Origin of the sequence: Paenibacillus swuensis, assembly GCF_001644605.1 — a bacterium.
Lineage (GTDB): Bacteria > Bacillota > Bacilli > Paenibacillales > DY6 > Paenibacillus_N > Paenibacillus_N swuensis.
On sequence record NZ_CP011388.1, the window covers coordinates 933,215 to 950,507 of the forward strand.

At 52.6% G+C, this 17,293-nt stretch carries 15 protein-coding genes; 6 read left to right on the forward strand and 9 right to left on the reverse strand.

The window, feature by feature from the left end; translation table 11 throughout:
* Positions 1-54: 54 nt before the first annotated feature.
* A complete protein-coding gene (locus tag SY83_RS04025; RefSeq protein ID WP_068604477.1) occupies positions 55-1,575 on the reverse strand; it encodes a solute symporter family protein in 1,521 nt (506 codons plus the stop codon).
* Positions 1,572-1,883 carry a DUF485 domain-containing protein gene (locus SY83_RS04030; RefSeq protein WP_068604479.1) on the reverse strand — a complete coding sequence of 104 codons (312 nt, stop codon included), beginning with the start codon at positions 1,881-1,883 and terminating at the stop codon, positions 1,572-1,574. The genes SY83_RS04025 and SY83_RS04030 overlap by 4 nt, the downstream gene beginning before the upstream one ends.
* Before the next feature lie 195 nt (positions 1,884-2,078).
* Between SY83_RS04030 and SY83_RS04035 the strand changes: the two genes are divergently transcribed.
* Genes SY83_RS04035 through SY83_RS04045 form a run of 3 tightly spaced genes read left to right on the forward strand, consistent with a single transcriptional unit; the run spans position 2,079 to position 4,965 of the window.
* Positions 2,079-2,534: a hypothetical protein gene (locus tag SY83_RS04035; protein ID WP_068604481.1), complete on the forward strand. Its 456-nt coding sequence runs from the start codon at positions 2,079-2,081 to the stop codon at positions 2,532-2,534.
* A complete protein-coding gene (locus tag SY83_RS04040; protein ID WP_068604482.1) occupies positions 2,524-3,213 on the forward strand; it encodes an AIM24 family protein in 690 nt (229 codons plus the stop codon). The genes SY83_RS04035 and SY83_RS04040 overlap by 11 nt, the downstream gene beginning before the upstream one ends.
* A gap of 48 nt (positions 3,214-3,261) precedes the next feature.
* Entirely contained in the window at positions 3,262-4,965 is a 1,704-nt protein-coding gene (locus SY83_RS04045; protein ID WP_068604484.1) for a hypothetical protein, read from the forward strand.
* Here SY83_RS04045 and SY83_RS04050 read toward each other — a convergent pair.
* The gene (locus tag SY83_RS04050) at positions 4,920-5,768 is read right to left on the reverse strand and encodes a helix-turn-helix domain-containing protein (RefSeq protein ID WP_068604486.1); all 849 of its coding nucleotides are present in this window, start codon (positions 5,766-5,768) and stop codon (positions 4,920-4,922) included. The genes SY83_RS04045 and SY83_RS04050 overlap by 46 nt on opposite strands.
* Before the next feature lie 125 nt (positions 5,769-5,893).
* Between SY83_RS04050 and SY83_RS04055 the strand changes: the two genes are divergently transcribed.
* Positions 5,894-6,748 (forward strand): phytanoyl-CoA dioxygenase family protein, encoded by an 855-nt coding sequence (locus SY83_RS04055; RefSeq protein WP_068604488.1) that lies wholly within the window; start codon positions 5,894-5,896, stop codon positions 6,746-6,748.
* Positions 6,749-7,283: 535 nt separating this feature from the next.
* Here the strand turns inward: SY83_RS04055 and SY83_RS04060 are convergent.
* The 5 genes from SY83_RS04060 to SY83_RS04080 form a co-directional block, all read right to left on the reverse strand.
* Positions 7,284-9,398, reverse strand: a complete 2,115-nt coding sequence (locus SY83_RS04060; RefSeq protein ID WP_407944612.1) for an ATP-dependent DNA helicase — start codon at positions 9,396-9,398, stop codon at positions 7,284-7,286.
* Between the two features lie 68 nt (positions 9,399-9,466).
* Complete coding sequence (locus SY83_RS04065; RefSeq protein ID WP_068604491.1) at positions 9,467-9,973, reverse strand: hypothetical protein; 507 nt, start codon at positions 9,971-9,973, stop codon at positions 9,467-9,469.
* A 198-nt stretch (positions 9,974-10,171) separates the two neighbouring features.
* The gene (locus SY83_RS04070) at positions 10,172-10,438 is read right to left on the reverse strand and encodes a hypothetical protein (protein ID WP_068604494.1); all 267 of its coding nucleotides are present in this window, start codon (positions 10,436-10,438) and stop codon (positions 10,172-10,174) included.
* Positions 10,439-10,639: 201 nt separating this feature from the next.
* Positions 10,640-12,265: an ABC-F family ATP-binding cassette domain-containing protein gene (locus SY83_RS04075; protein ID WP_068604497.1), complete on the reverse strand. Its 1,626-nt coding sequence runs from the start codon at positions 12,263-12,265 to the stop codon at positions 10,640-10,642.
* Between the two features lie 128 nt (positions 12,266-12,393).
* Positions 12,394-12,936, reverse strand: coding sequence for a PadR family transcriptional regulator (locus SY83_RS04080; RefSeq protein ID WP_068604499.1), 543 nt, complete (start codon positions 12,934-12,936; stop codon positions 12,394-12,396).
* A 116-nt stretch (positions 12,937-13,052) separates the two neighbouring features.
* Between SY83_RS04080 and SY83_RS04085 the strand changes: the two genes are divergently transcribed.
* On the forward strand, positions 13,053-14,519 hold the full coding sequence (locus SY83_RS04085; RefSeq protein ID WP_068604501.1) for an MDR family MFS transporter: 1,467 nt from the start codon (positions 13,053-13,055) through the stop codon (positions 14,517-14,519).
* A 165-nt stretch (positions 14,520-14,684) separates the two neighbouring features.
* Positions 14,685-15,995 carry an NCS2 family permease gene (locus SY83_RS04090; protein ID WP_269453471.1) on the forward strand — a complete coding sequence of 437 codons (1,311 nt, stop codon included), beginning with the start codon at positions 14,685-14,687 and terminating at the stop codon, positions 15,993-15,995.
* A gap of 301 nt (positions 15,996-16,296) precedes the next feature.
* Here SY83_RS04090 and SY83_RS04095 read toward each other — a convergent pair whose 3' ends face one another.
* Positions 16,297-17,208 carry a transposase gene (locus SY83_RS04095; protein ID WP_068604505.1) on the reverse strand — a complete coding sequence of 304 codons (912 nt, stop codon included), beginning with the start codon at positions 17,206-17,208 and terminating at the stop codon, positions 16,297-16,299.
* Between the last annotated feature and the right edge of the window lie 85 nt (positions 17,209-17,293).

Genomic DNA, 17,293 nt, shown 5'->3' on the forward strand with positions numbered 1-17,293 from the left:
TATATAGGATAGGAGGAGAAACCAAAGTTAGGATCGGGCAAGCGCACGTTCCGCTTACAGCCCGGTGTTCGCTTTCACCGTCACCTCGGTGTAGCGCTTGAAATCCGGCCGCGACGTCAGCAGCGTGCCGATGATCGCGCCGAGAAAGCCCAGCGGAATCGAGATGATGCCCGGGTTCGTCAGCGGGAACAACGCCTCGCCGACGAAGATGGCCTTGCCTTCAGGCCCCCACACACTGGGGCTCAAGGCCACCAGCAGCAGCGCGCTCAGCAAGCCCGTGAACATGCCCGTGATGGCGCCGGCGGTATTAAACCGCCGCCAGAAGATGGTGAACAGCAACACGGGCAGGTTCGCGCTTGCGGCTACCGCGAAAGCTAACGAGACCAGGAACGCCACATTCATCTTCAGCGCGAACAGCGACAGCACGATGGACAAGGCCGATACGGCCACGGACGCCCAGCGCGCCGCGTTCAGCTGCTCCTTCTCGGTCGCCTGTCCCTTGCGGACAATGTGACCGTAGAAGTCATGCGCGAACGCCGAGGCGGCCGAGAGCACCAGCCCCGTGACCACCGCCAGGATGGTCGCGAACGCCACGGCGGAGATAAAGGCGAACAGGAAGTCGCCGCCCAGCGCTTGCGCCAGCAGAGGCGCGGCCAGGTTGCCGCCTTTATCCTGCGCGATAATCGCGTCAGCGCCTACGAAAGCGGCGGCGCCAAACCCGAGGAATATCGTCATAATATAGAAGATGCCGATGATCCAGGTCGCATAGACGACGGAGGAGCGTGCCGTCCGAGCGTCTTTAACCGTGAAGAAGCGAATCAGAATATGCGGCAACCCGGCCGTACCCAGCACCAGCGCGAGATTCAGCGACAGCGTATCCAACGGCACCTTGTACTTGTTGCCCGGGTTCAGGAACGCATCCCCCAGCGGCGTCGCCGTCTTCATGTGCATGAACATGTTATATAAGGAGAAATCAAACTTAGCGAATACAATCATGGAGATAATGAACGTTCCGACCATGAGCAGCACGGCTTTCGTAATCTGTACCCAAGAGGTTGCCGTCATCCCGCCGAACACCACATACACCGTCATCAGCACGCCCACAATCACGATCGAGGTATACGCATCCAGCCCGAGCAGCAGCTTGATCAGCGAGCCCGCGCCCACCAGCTGCGCGATCATGTAGAACGTGGAAATCGTTATCGTATTTAAAGCCGCAACCCCGCGAATCTTCTTCTCGTCAAAACGCGCCGCGATCATATCCGCCATCGTATATTTCCCGAGGTTTCGCAGAGGCTCCGCAATCAGATACAGCACCACGAGATACGCCACCAGAAATCCGATGCTATAGAAGAATCCGTCGAAGCCGGCCAGTGCAATCGAGCCCGCAATCCCCAGGAACGACGCCGCGGACATGTAGTCTCCGGCAATCGCCAGCCCGTTCTGCCAGCCTGTCAAACCCCCGCCGCCGGTGTAGAATTCACTGGTGCTGTTGGTTTTTTTGGAAGCGAAATAGGTAATCACCAGCGTCATAGCCACAATCGCCAGAAAGAGCGTAAAAGCGGTCATATTCATGCCTCTTCCCTCCCCGCTTGCTCCCTGATGCGTTTAATATCCCGGTCCCAATCCCTCGACTTTCGCGAATACATCACACACAGCGTCCACGTCATCACAAACTGCCCGAATGCAAACACCCAAGCCCATGAAATAGGCCCCAGCGCCGGCTTGTTCAGCACATCGGTGTAAGAAGTGAGAACCGGCAGCATGAAGTAGAATACCAGGAAAAACAAAGTCAGCGGCAACAGAAAGCGTTTCTTCTTGTGCATGAGGTGCCGAAAGCTTTTGGACTTATAGATCTGAGCGTAATTAGGCTTCGATTCCATGGATGTCCCCCTCTTTCTGAATGGCAATCCTGTAATGTAAGCGCTTTATAAATAATATACACGATTTTCCAACGTTAGAATAGTGGGTTTGATGAAATCTTTTTTCGGCTGGCAAAAGGGTTCTTTCAGGACATATTCAACTCCCGTCAAAAGAGGTATATTTGTATATAGAACGGGAAGTTAGGAGCAAACGCCATGAAACGGAAGCGCGCAAGCTGGATGGCCCTCCTGTCCCTGTGCTGCTGGTTGAGCTGGACAAGCTCCGCGCAGGCGAATTGGCTGGACCGGATCAAGGACATTTACAATACGCCTGAGAAAGTGGATCAGGTGCTGAAGGAATATGAAGCCACGAAGGAGCAATTGGAAGCACAGCGGCTGCGGATGGAAGAGGCGGAATCCAGACAACAGGAGCTTGTACGGCGGAATGAAGAGTTATTGCGGCAAAATGCCCTGTTACAGCAGCAGATGGAAGCGCTGAAACGAAGCCAGGATGAACGCGCCGCGCGGACGCGGCAAGGGGTGTGGACCGTGATGACGGCGGCGCTGCTGGCGTTGGGCTACATGCTGTCGGTGCGGATCTGGCGGTATGTCGTTTGGCGTAGGCAAGGCCGTCCGGTGAACCCGGATGAGGAGGCTGGTCATGAGAATTGAAGCGCCGGCGCCGGTCGGGCATATCCGGATCGCGTTGGAATCCGCGGAGGCGCTGCAGGTGTTGCATCCGAAGGCGATCGTAGCCTTTCAGGGCTCGCCTCAGCTGCGTGAGGACAAGTTCATGGATCTCGCCAAAGTGTACCACAAGCGCAAATGGATTCGCGCCCGCTTACGGGGACCTTGCGAGTTCATCCTTGCCCTCCCGCCGGGCTGCTCTTACAGTATGGTACCTGTCGAGGCGGACAGCAACTTGATGTTTGATTTCCGGCATGTGCTGTTCTTTACAGACGGCATGGGCTTGCGCAACAAGGTGCAGAAGATCCGTAACGCCTGGATCACCCGGGAATGGGTGCGCATGAAGTTCAGCGGTCCGGGTTCGCTCGGGCTGGTCACCGTCGGTGAACTGGCCACGGTGCAGCTGCGGGTAGATGAGCCCCTGTTCGTGGAAGCCGGATCGCTGGTTGCTTACCCGGAGGATGCGCGCATCGAGCTCTCTGTCTACGGTAATCCGCTGGCGAGTCAGCATATGAGCGTGCAATGGAAGATTACCGGCACAGGTCCGGTCCTGATCCAGACGGGGTCAACGGACACCGGTCTGATCGAGCATCTGCACAAAGACGGCTTGGTGAAGCGCGTGTTGCGGGAGTTGCTGCCTTTTGGAAGTGTGTATGTAAGATGATGTGCGGTAATGTGATAACGATAGTTGATTATAAGGAGATGGATTTCGATGACGAGCCCAGTAAGGACCCCTTCTTTCCGCCAGAGACAAGAGCAAGTAATCGCGCTTATAGCCGAGGAAGCTTACAGGTTGCCTTTACAGGACAGCGGCTTGTGGTTTCATGATGATCTTCGCAACAATTTCTACTACGCGTCTTATTTGTACGCCTGTGCGGCGGATGTTCCTTACGAGACAAGCTTGAACAGCGATTTGGCTAAAGAGTTGGCCTCTGGCGTGCTGTTACAGGTGCTGTCACTGCAAGACCGCAATCCCGAAAGCGCGACTTACGGACATTGGCCGCTTTCCCTGGCGCCAATCCCGCAGGAGGCCGATCCGAACCGGATGACCGTGGAGATATTGGGCTGTATGCTTGCTCTGTTTCACCATCAGTATTCATCCTCCCTCTCCGAGCCCTTACATACCGCTGTCGACCAGGCTTTATTTCATGCTTACCAATCCGGATATTTTGAGGAGCCATTACATCAATACAATCATCACGTGGCCAAAAACACCGCCGCCTGTCTCATCTACGGCACGATTCAGGACGATGTCGCTTTGCTGGAGAAGGGTCGGCTGCGGCTTGAGGCAACGCTTCACCGATTACGCGATGAAGGCATGAGCGAGTACAGCAGCTTGCCGTGGTTGTGGCATTGGATTCAGGCGTTCACGGCCGCTTGGGACATCGTTAGGGATGGTTCCGTAAAGGAAACGTTATCGGAGTTGCTGGAGCTGTTGTGGTATGAGCGAGCATTATTTTATCTGCAAGGCGCCTGGGTCGGACCGCATTCCCGCTCTCTGCCGCATGATGTGCCGGGGGATGGGAATGTGGCTTTTGACTACATACATTTCGGGAATTTCACGCTTCCGAATCAGCTTCCCCGTGTAGAGTATGCCGGATTTCTAAATTATGAAGTTTCGAAGGCGGTTTGTAAGCAAGCTTTGGAGCAGGCAGAGCCGTTAGAGATCAAGCGGGCGTATCCGGGAAATCGGGGCGGTGAAGGGGTTCTTTTGCACAATTATACGTATCGGACTGGGGCTTACGCGCTTGGCGGGATGTGGGAGCGGAGCGAGGAGTTCGCGAATGAGCAGCATCGGTGGGATTTGACCTTGCCGGTTCAGTCGGGCAGCATTAACCAAGCGTTCTTCTATCACCCCGCAGAAGGATGCGCTCCCAGCGATCATCGCCATCAGAGTTCCGTGGAGGAAATTCTGCTCTATCAGAACACCGTGATGACCCTCTATCCTATGTCCGGTGAAGATGGGGCGAACAAGGAACAGCAAGAGATCATCGGCGTGTTGCCGAAAGGCGAATGGCGCAGGGAAGCTCTGGCTTTATACGGTCGTGTTGGTCGCGAGGGCGAGGTTTGGGTGGCTGTTCAATTGCTTCAACCTTATGAGGTGGAAGAGAATTCGGATCATCTGGTTGTACGAAGCCGCGGGCCGTTGAACGGGGTCGTGATGGATGTGATGAGCAAGGACGAGGTCCTTCATGAAGGGATTACTTCAATGGACGATTTCTTCACAGACAGTCAGGCTCGAACGCCGATTTATGACGAGGCTGACCGTTCGCTGTCGTATACCGCGCGCTCAGGAAGGCTGCTGTGTCTGCGGCTCGATGATGAAGGCAGCACAGCCTATGTGGACGGGCAAAAGGTTTCATTCGACGATTACCGGCGGGGCTTATCCGTCCTGCGCAGCACTGCCGGCGCGTGACCTGTCCACCGCCGAAACTGACGGCTGAAGGAGGAGGCGCAGGAGAAACCCAGACGTTCCCCGATCGACTCCAGCGAGTCGTCTGAGCGAAGGATTAATTCCTTCGCTTTTTTCAATTTCATCAGGCTTAAATAGCGGTGAGGCGCAATGCCGTACACTTTAAGAAAGATAGCTGTGCAATGATTCCGGGAGATATAAAGCCGCTTGGCGATGCTTTCGATTGTCTCCGAAGTGAATACCGCCTCCGTGAGGAGCTTCTCAATGGTGTGCGCAAGCTCTGTGTCCTTGCGGGACGCGCCCGAAAGCTCGGGCCCGGGCTCCGCCTTCTCCAGCACCAGCAGCAATTCAGCAACCAGCGTTGTAATTACACTCTGGATGCGCAGCTTACGGACATTGAGGTTGGTGTCCGCCTCTTCCCCGTCCTCCAACACCCTTCTCAGCTCCGTCAGTTGCGCGGCCATGCCCGTATCCCCGTCCGGAAAACACCAATAGGAGCATCGGCTCAAAGCACTCTTCATTCCCTCATCTTCCATGTCAAAATGCACAGTGAAATACGTAAACACCGAATCCGGCTCTGTCATGGTGCTGTGCATCACCCCGCGATTCAGATAGAGCCAGTCTCCCTCGGACAAGCTTACGGAGTTGCCGTTAATCCATTCCGTTGCCCGCCCCTCCAAGCAGTAAAGGAGTTCATATGTCGGATGCTGATGCTTGTGATAAGACCATTCCGCGGGAGCATATGCGATGTGACCGCCTGAAAGGCGAAGGGATCCGCTCATCTGCGGAATCGGCAATTGTTTCATATCTGTACCCCCTCCTGTGCAAAAGGTTAAATTTTATGACCATTTCGCCATGTTCGGCCCTAATTCCTTCTGGTAGTCTCAAGGTATGGAACAGAATTATTTTGGGATAAGGGAGATGGATTAAGATGTTACATGTGTTAGAGCCGTCACAAACCGCATTCTATAAGGAGCAGCAATATATTCACGCCCAGGGCGTCATTCCCGGTGAGCTGCTGGAGCTGGGACGTTCCATCATCATCCGGTGGGTGGACGAAACCGTTAACGAATGGTTGGAGAAAGGCCTCATTACCGATCCGCGGACAGATCTCGGCTTCGAGAAGCGGTTGGTTCAGCTTTGGAATGATGCCGGAAAGCCGGCGTATCACCGCAGTCCGCGCCGGGATCTCGTAGGCGAAGAAATGTATAACTTCTTGCGTCACCCGAAGCTGCTCGATTTAGCGGCGGACCTTCTGGGAACGGATGAATTGTCGGTGCACGGCATCTTCAACGCCAGACCCAAGCTGCCGGATCAGAAGTGGACGGATACGCCGTGGCATCAAGATGCCCAGTACTACCGGGATGCGGAGAATGTTCATGTGGCGTCCATCTGGATTCCGTTGCAAAAAGTGACCGAATTCAACAGCTGTCTGCAGGTCGCGCCGGGCTTCTTTACCAACACCTTGCTGGAAGGTCATACCGATGAGGAAACGCATTTCATCGGACTCAGCAAGGAAGATGCCAGCCAGTTGGAAGGTCTCTCCGTGGAGATGGAGCCGGGAGACGCGCTTTGCTTCACGCAATTGCTGCCGCACCGGGCTGTGTCGAATCGTTCGGACGCTGTGCGCTGGTCTTTGGATCTACGCTACGAGGCGACGCCGACCGCTACGGAAGCAGGCAAGGCGCAAGGCTTTGTGGCGCGAAGTTTGGCGAATCCGGATTCCGTTGATTCTCTGGAGACGTGGCTTTCCAAGTGGGAAGGCATTCCGCGCGGAAGCTATTAATCAGGATGGGCGACCGTGTTTTTGCCTCTGTTAAAAACTAAAGAGTTCGCGCGTAAGACTGGATTTTTTTGCTTGCTCAACTGCCAAGTATGAATGCATTTCAGCGCCGATGCTGGGTTATCCCGAAGAATCAGGTAAAATAATATCCGTTATTTTCAAAAAAACATACAATTTCATATTTCCTTCTCTAAACTCATTAACCCTCATTTTTCAACTATCACTTCATTGCCTTCTTTTATCACAACACTGAGCGTTCGGGATAACCCAGCATTCCAGTTCTTCTATCACACCACTGAGCGTTCGGGATAACCCAGCATTCCAGTTCTTTGATCACACCTCTGAGCGTTCGGGATAACCCAGCATTCCAGTTCTTCTATCACACCACTGAGCCTTCGGGATAACCCAGCATTCCAGATTAATAAGTATCACGAACACCCCTAAAGAAGGGTAAGCCCTAGTTATCACCTATATTTTATATATTAAAGAAAGTCCCTGATGCTGAATCGCATCAGGGACTTTCTTGTAGATTAAACGGTTAAACCGTAATGCTTACATCCTTAGGCAGAATCTCCCGCACCGCCGCCATCAGCTCCGCATCCCGATTCAATTCGCTATCGAGGATGGTCACGATGCCGCTGTCCGTACGGGTACGGATCAGGCGGCCGATGCCTTGGCGAAGACGCAGCAGCATGTAAGGCAAGTCGACTTCCTTGCGCGCATCCGCGGCGGCTTCGCGCTTGGCGTTGTACACCGGGTCGTTCGGAGGGAACGGAAGCGACCACACAATGACATTGGACAACGACGGTCCGGGGATGTCGAGTCCTTCCCATAGCGTAACGGCGCACAGCACGCTATGCTCCTCCCGCTGGAACGCGGAAATCAGGTCGCTGATTTCACGGTCCCCTTCGTAGCGGAAGGTGAGATGCCCCAGCTCCGCTTGCGAAGGTACGGCCTGCTTGAACTCTTGCAGATCTTCCCTGGAGCGGAACAGCAACAGGGCTCTCCCTTCAGTCTGTAGGAGGAGTCGGGTGGCATGCTGCATCCGGATATCGAATAAGGCTTGTCCTTGTTCCTGAATTGCAGGCATGAACACTTCCATCTGCTGCTCGTAATCATAGGGCGAAGGCACAGAGAAGCTCAAGTAGTCCTGCACCCCGAGAGAATCTGCGATAAAGCTGAACGACTCGTTGACGGACAAAGTCGCGGAGGAGAACACGATCGGCATGTGCTGCGAAAACACCCGCTCCTCGAGAATTTCCTTCACCTTGCGCGGCATGATGATCAGGGAGAAGCCGTGGTTGTCGGAGACGGTCCATGAGATGACTTGCTCCGGACGCTCGTAGAGCGCCAGCGCGGTTTGGATCATTTCGAGATGTTCCTCAACGATCTTGAGCTGGTAGTTGTCCAAGGAGAACAAGCCGCTCTCGAACACCAGCTCCTCTTCGATCATATCGATGATGCCGCGGAAGCGGCGAATCGCTTGGATCAGCTTCGGATCGTACATGATCTCGTAGCGGTCGGAGCCCTCGACCGGCTTGCTTTGCAGCTCCAGCTGTTCAAACAGCATTTCGCTTTGCTCAATCGAAGCTTCCACCGCTTCCGCCAGCGTTTCACGGATCTCCCCTTGCAGCAGTCGGGTAATGATCTCTTCAAACACGTCATGCTTTAACTTGTAGGTTAACGCCTTCTGGGCCGCGGGCTCAAGCAGATGGCCTTCATCGAACACAACGGAGCTGTGTTCCGGCAACAAAGGCAGCTGGCCTTCCCGTTTGCGGCCTTCATAGGTCCACACATGCTCCATGTAGAAATCATGAGAGCAAATAATAAGGTCCGCCGACTTCCGGTAGTGGTCGCGGGACAAGGTCTGTCCGCAGCGGTTCCGCTGATCGCACACGAGACAATCCTGGAACGCGTCCCAGTTGATGCGCTGCCATTGATCGTCGTTCAGATCGGGATAATGCTTGCGGTCGCCGTAAGGCTGGAACGTCTGCAACGCTTCAAAGTTATGCACGAACGGCGGCAAGTCCAGGTGGATGCGCTGGAACGCTTCCCGGTCCAGACTTTCCCGGCTTTCCTTCTCGTCGTCCTTATCTTTGTCGGTCCCGCCGGCCCCGCCGAGCGCACCCAGGCTCCCGCCCAGACTGCCGAACAGTTCGCTGAACAAACCGCCGCCTCCACCGCTGCCGTTATTACCGCCGCTGCCGTTGTTCCCGCCGAAACCGCCGCCTTGACGAGCCTTGTCCAATTTCTTTAGGCACAGGTATTGATCCGGCGACTTGCCCAGTCTCGCATCTACCACCAGCTCCAGATGCTCCGCCAGCTTCGCCAGGTCCCCTTCGGGTTTGACCAACTGCTCGATCAGCGACTCATCCGCGCAGGCGATGATGGCAGGCTTGCCCGTATATCGCGCGTAGCAGATCGCGTAAAGCAAATACACCAGCGTCTTGCCTGTGCCGACACCGGCTTCCGCGAAGATCGTTTTACGCTCCGCGTACGCCCGCTCCAGCTGAAAAGCCATATAGATTTGCTCGTCGCGCACTTCGAATCCCGCGTCTGGCAATATTTCATAAAAAACGTCCGCCACCCAGTCACTTACCTGAGAGACGAACGGCTCAGAAGATTGAACTTCAAATGGATATCTCAAGGACAAATGCCTCCATAAATTGCAGTGTAATACGTTTGACAATACAAGAGTTTGGAGGGGAATGCAAGGGCGGTTTAGCGCTCCGCCTTCCGTCCCCCGCTGATCAATGCCAATGCCCCGATAAGAATCATCACGATCGCTATGACGGGTTGGCCGGTCAGACTGTTAAATATGGATTGCAAGGAGAAACTGGCGAAGAACACGATCGAAACCGATGTCAGTACAGTGACCGGTATCAGCAAGAATTTATTGCGGCCACCAAAAATATACAACTCCAACAATCCCAGCGCCGGCGCCAACAAGAAGCCCGGCCACATGACACTCCAGTTGTCGAACAGTGTTGCGATCTGGCATACAATGGCTACGACCGTTAACACGCCGGCAGGCACAACCAATCCCACCCCTTTAGGCCCGATCATGCCAAAATATAACCAGTGCAAAAATAAGCTGACCGGGAACACAAACAGGGTCGGCCAAAAAGTACTAAATACATCTCCCGTGCTGAAGCTGTCCCCGTTGTTTAGAAATAAAAATAAACCGAGAATCATAAGCGCGAGACCGAAAATGCCTTTATAATTCATTCGAATGGTACCTCCCGAAAACTGTATATTCTTGTAAACCAAGAATAACACATCGAGAGGGTGCTGTCCTCCATCTGGGGGACACAAACAATCTCGGTCTTCAGACCGAGGCGACGTAGTTTCGTTCTGCTCTAAACACTGTTAATTTGGTGCTTCACAGATCATGGAGCTTCCAAGCGACTCTCCCGTCGTTGCAGCTTATTCCCCGCGATTAAACCGGTAACCGACAAAGGAGATCGTGCCGATCATCATCCAGCCCAAACTGATCAGCATCAGCGCTTGTCCGTTCAGGCTCCAGAAGAGCATGTAAGATCCTGATTTACTAGCCGATAAGGCGGCCAGGATCATGTTGAACACAGCAAAAATAGTAATGTTGTACAGTAACCGACGGTTTTTATGCGTATCGAAACGGAAGTATGTGAACAGGATATACACTCCGCAAATGAGCACCAGTATTAATTCCATGGATATATGCCTCGCTTTATGATGTGATAGATTCGTATATATACTATTTACCCCACCTGACACAGGATTAATCGGAACCTAAACTGGAGACCACTTCCAACACCACTTTCCGCCCATTTTTATTCCACAAAAAACACCGGGTCCCGCAACAAAAGTCGCGATACCCGGTGTGTGAATTTAAGTCTATATTTATTCTCGATCCTATATTTGTTCCGCGCCCATTTGCTGACGCAGAGCTTTAATTTCATCGCTTTCGAGGTACTCGTCGTAAGACATTTGACGATCAATAATACCGTTCGGCGTAATTTCGATGATCCGGTTCGCAATCGTCTGAATGAACTGATGGTCATGCGAAGTGAACAGGATGGTGCAATCCGTGTCGATCAGACCGTTGTTCAGCGCCGTGATGGATTCCAGATCCAAGTGATTCGTCGGCTCATCCAGAATCAACACGTTCGAACCGTTCAGCATCATCTTCGAGAGCATGCAACGCACTTTCTCGCCCCCGGACAGAACGCTTGCTTTCTTCAGCGCTTCTTCACCGGAGAACAGCATGCGGCCCAGGAAACCGCGCAAGAACGTCTCGTCTTGCTCTTTGGAATACTGGCGAAGCCATTCCACCAGGTTCATCTCCACACCGTCGAAGTACTGGGAGTTGTCTTTCGGGAAGTACGCCTGGGATGTGGTAATTCCCCATTTGTATTCGCCCGCATCGGCTTCCAGCTCGCCCATCAACACTTGGAACAGCGTAGTCTTCGGCAGCGAGTTCGGTCCGACAAAAGCAATCTTGTCTCCTGTGTTAACCACCAGATGCAAGTTATCCAACGCTTTCACGCCGTCCACTGTCTTGGACACACCCTCGATCGTAAGCAGTTGTTTCCCTGCCTCGCGCTCCGGTTTGAAGTTGATGAACGGATACTTCCGATTGGAAGGCCGAATATCATCAAGTTGAATCTTGTCGAGCTGCTTCTTACGGGAAGTCGCTTGCTTCGACTTGGACGCATTGGCGCTGAACCGTTGAATAAACGCCTGCAATTCCTTGATTTTCTCCTCTTTCTTCTTGTTCGCATCGCGCGTCAACGCCAGAGCAAGCTGTGAGGATTCATACCAGAAGTCGTAGTTGCCGACGTACATCTGGATTTTGCCGAAATCGATGTCCGCGATATGCGTACATACTTTGTTCAGGAAGTGACGGTCATGGGATACCACGATAACGGTGCCTTCATAATCCATCAGGAAGTTCTCCAACCAGCCGATCGATTGTAAATCCAAATGGTTGGTAGGCTCATCGAGCAGAAGGATGCTCGGTCGGCCGAATAACGCTTGGGCCAAGAGCACGCGAATCTTCTCGTTGCCGTCCAGCTCCGACATGTTCTTGTCATGCAGATCGCGGGGTATGCCTAGACCAATCAGCAATTCACCGGCTTCCGGCTCCGCATCCCAGCCGTTCAGTTCCGCGAATTCGCCTTCCAGCTCCCCCGCGCGCATACCGTCTTCCTCGGTAAACTCGGCTTTCGCGTAAAGGGCATCCTTGTCTTCCATAATCTCATAGAGACGCTTGTTCCCCATAATAACCGTCTTCAGCACCGTGAATTCATCGTATTCATAGTGATTCTGCTTCAGAACGGACAATCTCTCGTTCGGGTTCATATGAACGTCCCCGGAGTTCGGTTCGATTTCGCCGGAAAGAATCTTAAGGAACGTGGATTTACCCGCGCCGTTGGCTCCGATCAGACCGTAGCAGTTGCCTGGTGTAAACTTGATATTCACATCTTCAAAAAGTGGACGCTTGCCATAACGCAGCGTGACTCCGCTTGTACTTATCATGAATTCGTTACCGCCTTTATAAATTTATAGAAAATAGATGAGTAATCGCCATAGAGGTCTCTTTCAAACTTGAATTATAGCATATTTATGCCCAGATCGGAATGTGTGTACACTTGGAAACTGCGGTTTTAGCCATTTTTTAGCATGGATAGGACCCATTCGCACCAATTCTGGCCATTTTTGGAATTATCCAACGCTTTTTGCAGCAAAATATACCGTCCGAACGCAGGCGAAGCCGGGGATAAATACGAAGTCTCCGATTCTCTTTCCTTGAGGCCTTGCATCAGATTCTCATAATATGCGAGCTTGTCCGCATACATTTGTGCTCGCGAGCTGAACAATCGCACCGCGCTCTCCGGATCGGTAAGCCACAGGCTGTATGCTTTCAGCATCATTTCGTCCCTGAGGACAGGCTCGGTGGTTGGCTCATTGATCCATATCTTCAGCTTATCGCTTCCTTTACTTGTGATGGAGTACACTTTCTTGTCCGGTTTATCGGATTGGAGCACAACCTCATGGGTTACATAGCCCTCTTGTTCCATCTTCGCGAGTAAAGGGTATATCTGACTATGTTTCGCTTGCCAAAAGGGTTGGATATATTGCATCAGTTCATAGCCCGAGCGGGATGCTCTCGCAAGCAAGCCCAACAGGCCGTAGGATAACGTGTTCATGATTAACTCCTTTCAGCCTTTTCAATATTATGTCACAATTGACATACAGTCGAGAGCGTAATAGTATATGTCCTTAAATGTTTATAGCATAAAGCAGTAAAGAAACGAGGATATTTATGAAAACCACTTCATTGCAACAAACACGGTTCTGGCCCTTGATGTTCGCGATCTTCATCGGTTCGTTCGTGTGTACTTTAAGCATTTCAACGATTAATATCGCCATTCCGGATCTCATGCGCGAACTGAATGCCGACATCTCCATATTACAATGGACGATTACCGGCTTTATGCTTGCGACAGGTACCGTAGCTCCCATCACGGGCTTTCTCGGTGATAAATTCAGCTATAAACGCGTGTATGTGTTCTCCCTGATCGGGTTTACGATATCTTCATTGTTCTGCGCGCTGGCTTGGGATGCATCTTCGCTAATTGCATTTCGCGTCATACAAGGCGCATGTGCAGGACTCGTCATGCCCGCCACAATGACGATTATCTTTCAGGTGGTCCCCGCGGAGCGCCGGGCGATGGCCCTCTCGTTCTGGTCGCTCTCCGCGATGCTCGCACCCGCGTTGGGTCCTACCCTTGCGGGTTGGCTTATTCAAACCTTCAGTTGGCATTGGCTGTTCGTCTTTAATATTCCAGTGGGGATCATCGCCTCTTTGCTTGCCATCCGGCTAATTCCTTACTATCGGTTAACTGTGCCCGCAACGTTCGACGGCATCGGTTTCGTTACGGTGATTGCCGCCAGCATTTCGATTCTGGTGTCTTTCTCCCAAGGTCATGCCTGGGGGTGGGACTCTCTCCGGACGCTTGGACTTCTCGGCTTCGGAATCATCTGCCTGGCTTTGTTCATCTGGCGGGAGCTGGTTGTGAAGGAACCCCTGCTCAATGTTCGGGTGTTTAAGAGCCCAAGATATACCCTTACCTTAATTATTAACAGTATTATAACAGTGAGTCTATATTCCGGGGCTTTTTTGACACCATTATTTTTGCAAAATATTCAGAATGTCACACCGCTCGACACCGGACTCATCCTGTTGCCGTCTTCCCTCGCTATGGCTTTGTCCATGCCGTTCGTCGGGAAGCTTTACGGCACCGTCGGACCGCGGCTGCTGATTATCTGCGGCATCGTGCTGATGGGCGTCGGGACGCTGGCTATGAGTTGGCTGAATGTGGGCATCGGCGCGATGTACATTATCATGTGGATGACGGTGCGAAACCTGGGGATTGCGCTGACCACCATGCCGGCCAACAACGCCGGCATGGAGGGTATTTCGCGCGAGCTGTCGGGCCACGCCACCGCGATGAGCAACTGGGTGCGTAACGCGTTTGGGTCGTTCTCGATCGCGCTGTTCACGTCGCTGCTCGCATCCCGGACCGCCTCGCATACGGCCGAGCTGGCCGCCGGAGGGCAGGGCGGCGTCACGCCTGCGGTGCAGGCGGTTGCGTTCACGATAAGCGTGAACGATGTTTACTTCTACGCGACGCTGATCGTGCTTGTCGGCTTACCGCTAGCGCTTCTTCTGCGCAAAGCTTCGCCGTTGACGAAAACGGAAGTTCACGCGGAGAAGGAATCCACATAGCGCCAATCATCTCCTATACAAGATAGACAGCAGAGAGCATCATTTTCTCATCGTTTCCGCCTCTAAGGACGGCGACATCAGTTTCACCTTTCGCGGAATTGTGGTAGTGTAGAGAGTCCCTGTGAGGGGTATCCTTCTAGTATCAGGTAAATTCATCATGAAAGAGTGAGAAGATTGAACGCATTCAACAAAACATTTCAACTTGGAGTCCGCGGTACGAATGTACAAACTGAAATTACCGCAGGATTGACAACCTTCCTGACGATGGTTTATATCGTGGTGGTCAATCCTGCGATCCTGTCTTCAGCGGGGATTCCCTTTCAACAAGTGTTTACAGCGACCGTCATTGCGGCTGTTGTAGGGACCTTGTATATGGCCTTCTTTGCGAATCATCCGATTGCGGTTGCGCCTGGCATGGGCATGAATTCTTATTTTGCATCGGTGGTGGCGACGCAAGGCTTGTCCTACCAAATTGTGCTGGGGACCGTGTTTATCGCCGGCTTGATTTTTCTTGTGCTCAGCTTTACGCGGTTTAGGGAAGTCTTAATTGAGGCTATACCTGCCACCCTAAAGCATGGCATAACTGCGGGCATCGGCTTATTCATCGCATTCAACGGTTTGCGTATGTCCGGTATTATCGCACCTAGCGAAGCAACCCTTGTGAAACTCGGTGATTTAAGCCAGCCTGTCGCAATGCTGACGATAGGCGGCTTGCTTCTGATATTAGCATTAATGGTGCGCCGGGTGCCGGGTGCCTTGTTTATCGGCATGGTTGTCATCGCGGTGGCGGGTCTGTTGATGGGGCAGCTTGATTTTAAAGGCGGTTTCGCGTCCGTCCCCTCCGCGCCGGTCTTCTTTGACATGGATCTCGGGGGCGTATTCACGAACGGCTTGTATGCCGTGGTGTTCTCGTTCTTGCTGGTGGCGATCTTTGACACCACCGGAACCATGATCGGCGTCGCCGAGCAAGCCGGCTTGATGAAAGACGGCAAGCTTCCGCAAGCGAAGCATGCGTTGATGGCGGACGCCTTGGCGACGACCGTTGGCGCGGCGGCGGGAACCAGCCCGTCTGCGGCTTACATCGAATCGTCCGCGGGGGTTGCCGCGGGCGGACGAACGGGGTTGACCGCGCTGACGGTGGGCGTGCTGATGGCGGCGACGCTGTTCTTCTCGCCGGCCGTCGAGGCCATCTCCTCGCTTGCGGCGATTACGGCGCCGGCGTTAATCATCGTCGGCTGCTTTATGCTGGCGGGACTTGCCCGCATTGAGTGGGGCCGCATGGATGAGGCGTTCCCGGCGTTCATCGTCCTGTTAATGATGCCGCTGACGTCTTCCATCGCTACAGGCATCGCCGTGGGCTTCATCACCTATCCGCTGCTGAAGCTTGTAGCCGGCCGCGCGCGTGAGGTGCATCCGCTGTTGTATGTATTCGGGGCGATTTTCCTGGTGCAAATGATCTTTTTCCCGGCAGGTTGATTTTAAACGGAGACTTATAAGTGTTTAAAATGCTCAAAACCGCGATATCCCTTTCACTCAGCTGGTGGTGGAGGTGGAATATCGCGGTTTTTTTATTTTAAGATACCATGCTATGCCATGCTTGTATATCCAAATGCTTAAAACCTACGATATCCCGTTGACTCAGCTTAATCAGGGTAGCTTATAAAGACCAAGATATTGCTCCTTACGGAAACATGTTATGGCCATAACGCTTTGCTAAATACATGCTTATAAATCGATTTGGAAGCACTTGGAAGTTGGTTACTTCGAAACTGCACACTTAAGCAGCATACTTCAAAAGTTCTGGCGTCCGAGCAGGGGAAATTAATTGTTTATAGGTGATTGTGGCCGTGGTTGCGAGCATCTTGAATAGCCTGACAACGCCTCTGTTTGGACGAACCGAATTAATCGTGCGGAAACAAAGTTCATCCAAATAAGCTTGAAGATGCTTCGGACTTACGCCGAAATACCTGTCGTTGATGCTGTCGGTGACCATTTGGCAGAAAAGGCGTAAAGTTTCGGACGCTCTAAAATCATTCTCGTATGTATAAACGTTCGGGTTTCTAACTTGAGAAGAAACATGCTCAATAATAAACCGGTCATAGTCGACATTATGAGGCTCCCTTGATGTAAGGCGGGAAGGGAGATGAACTTGCTTCAACTTAAAGTAAGTCACTTCGCCAAAAAAGTTCGTAGTCGCACCGGCTATAAACGGTACTTGGTTTAGCTGAGGTTGAGAGGATTCCTTCCAATAATTCGTGTGATTATAATTGGAGAACGTAATGTCAACTAACCCCGTCAGAAGCTGCTTCGCATCGGCGCAAGAGATGGCGTGGCGGATTTTGTGGAAGATGAGCCAGGCTGTTTTGTAAGTGACAGAGAGGATTTGGGTAAGTTGAACCGCGTTCGTGGAAGAGTCTGGATCCGCAAGCAAAAACAGCGCTTGAAACCACTTATGCAGTGAAGTGCGGCTGCCTTCCATAATGGTTCCTTTAATGAGGGAGGTTTGGCGCCGACAGGCTTGGCATTGATAAAGAGGAAGTCTCCGCGTCGTCATGACCGTAGCACCGTTGTGACCGCAATAAGAACAGTGAAACCCGTTACCCCACCGCAGTGCAGCCAGTACGTCCACACATGACTCTTCATCCCGATACTTCTTACAAAACTGCTCAAACGTAACCGGAGCTTCCATAGAGCACTCTCCTCCGTATTCACCCATTACGATAATCTTAACTCCATTTTACCAAACATGTGTTCTCTTTTCAATATAAAATGTA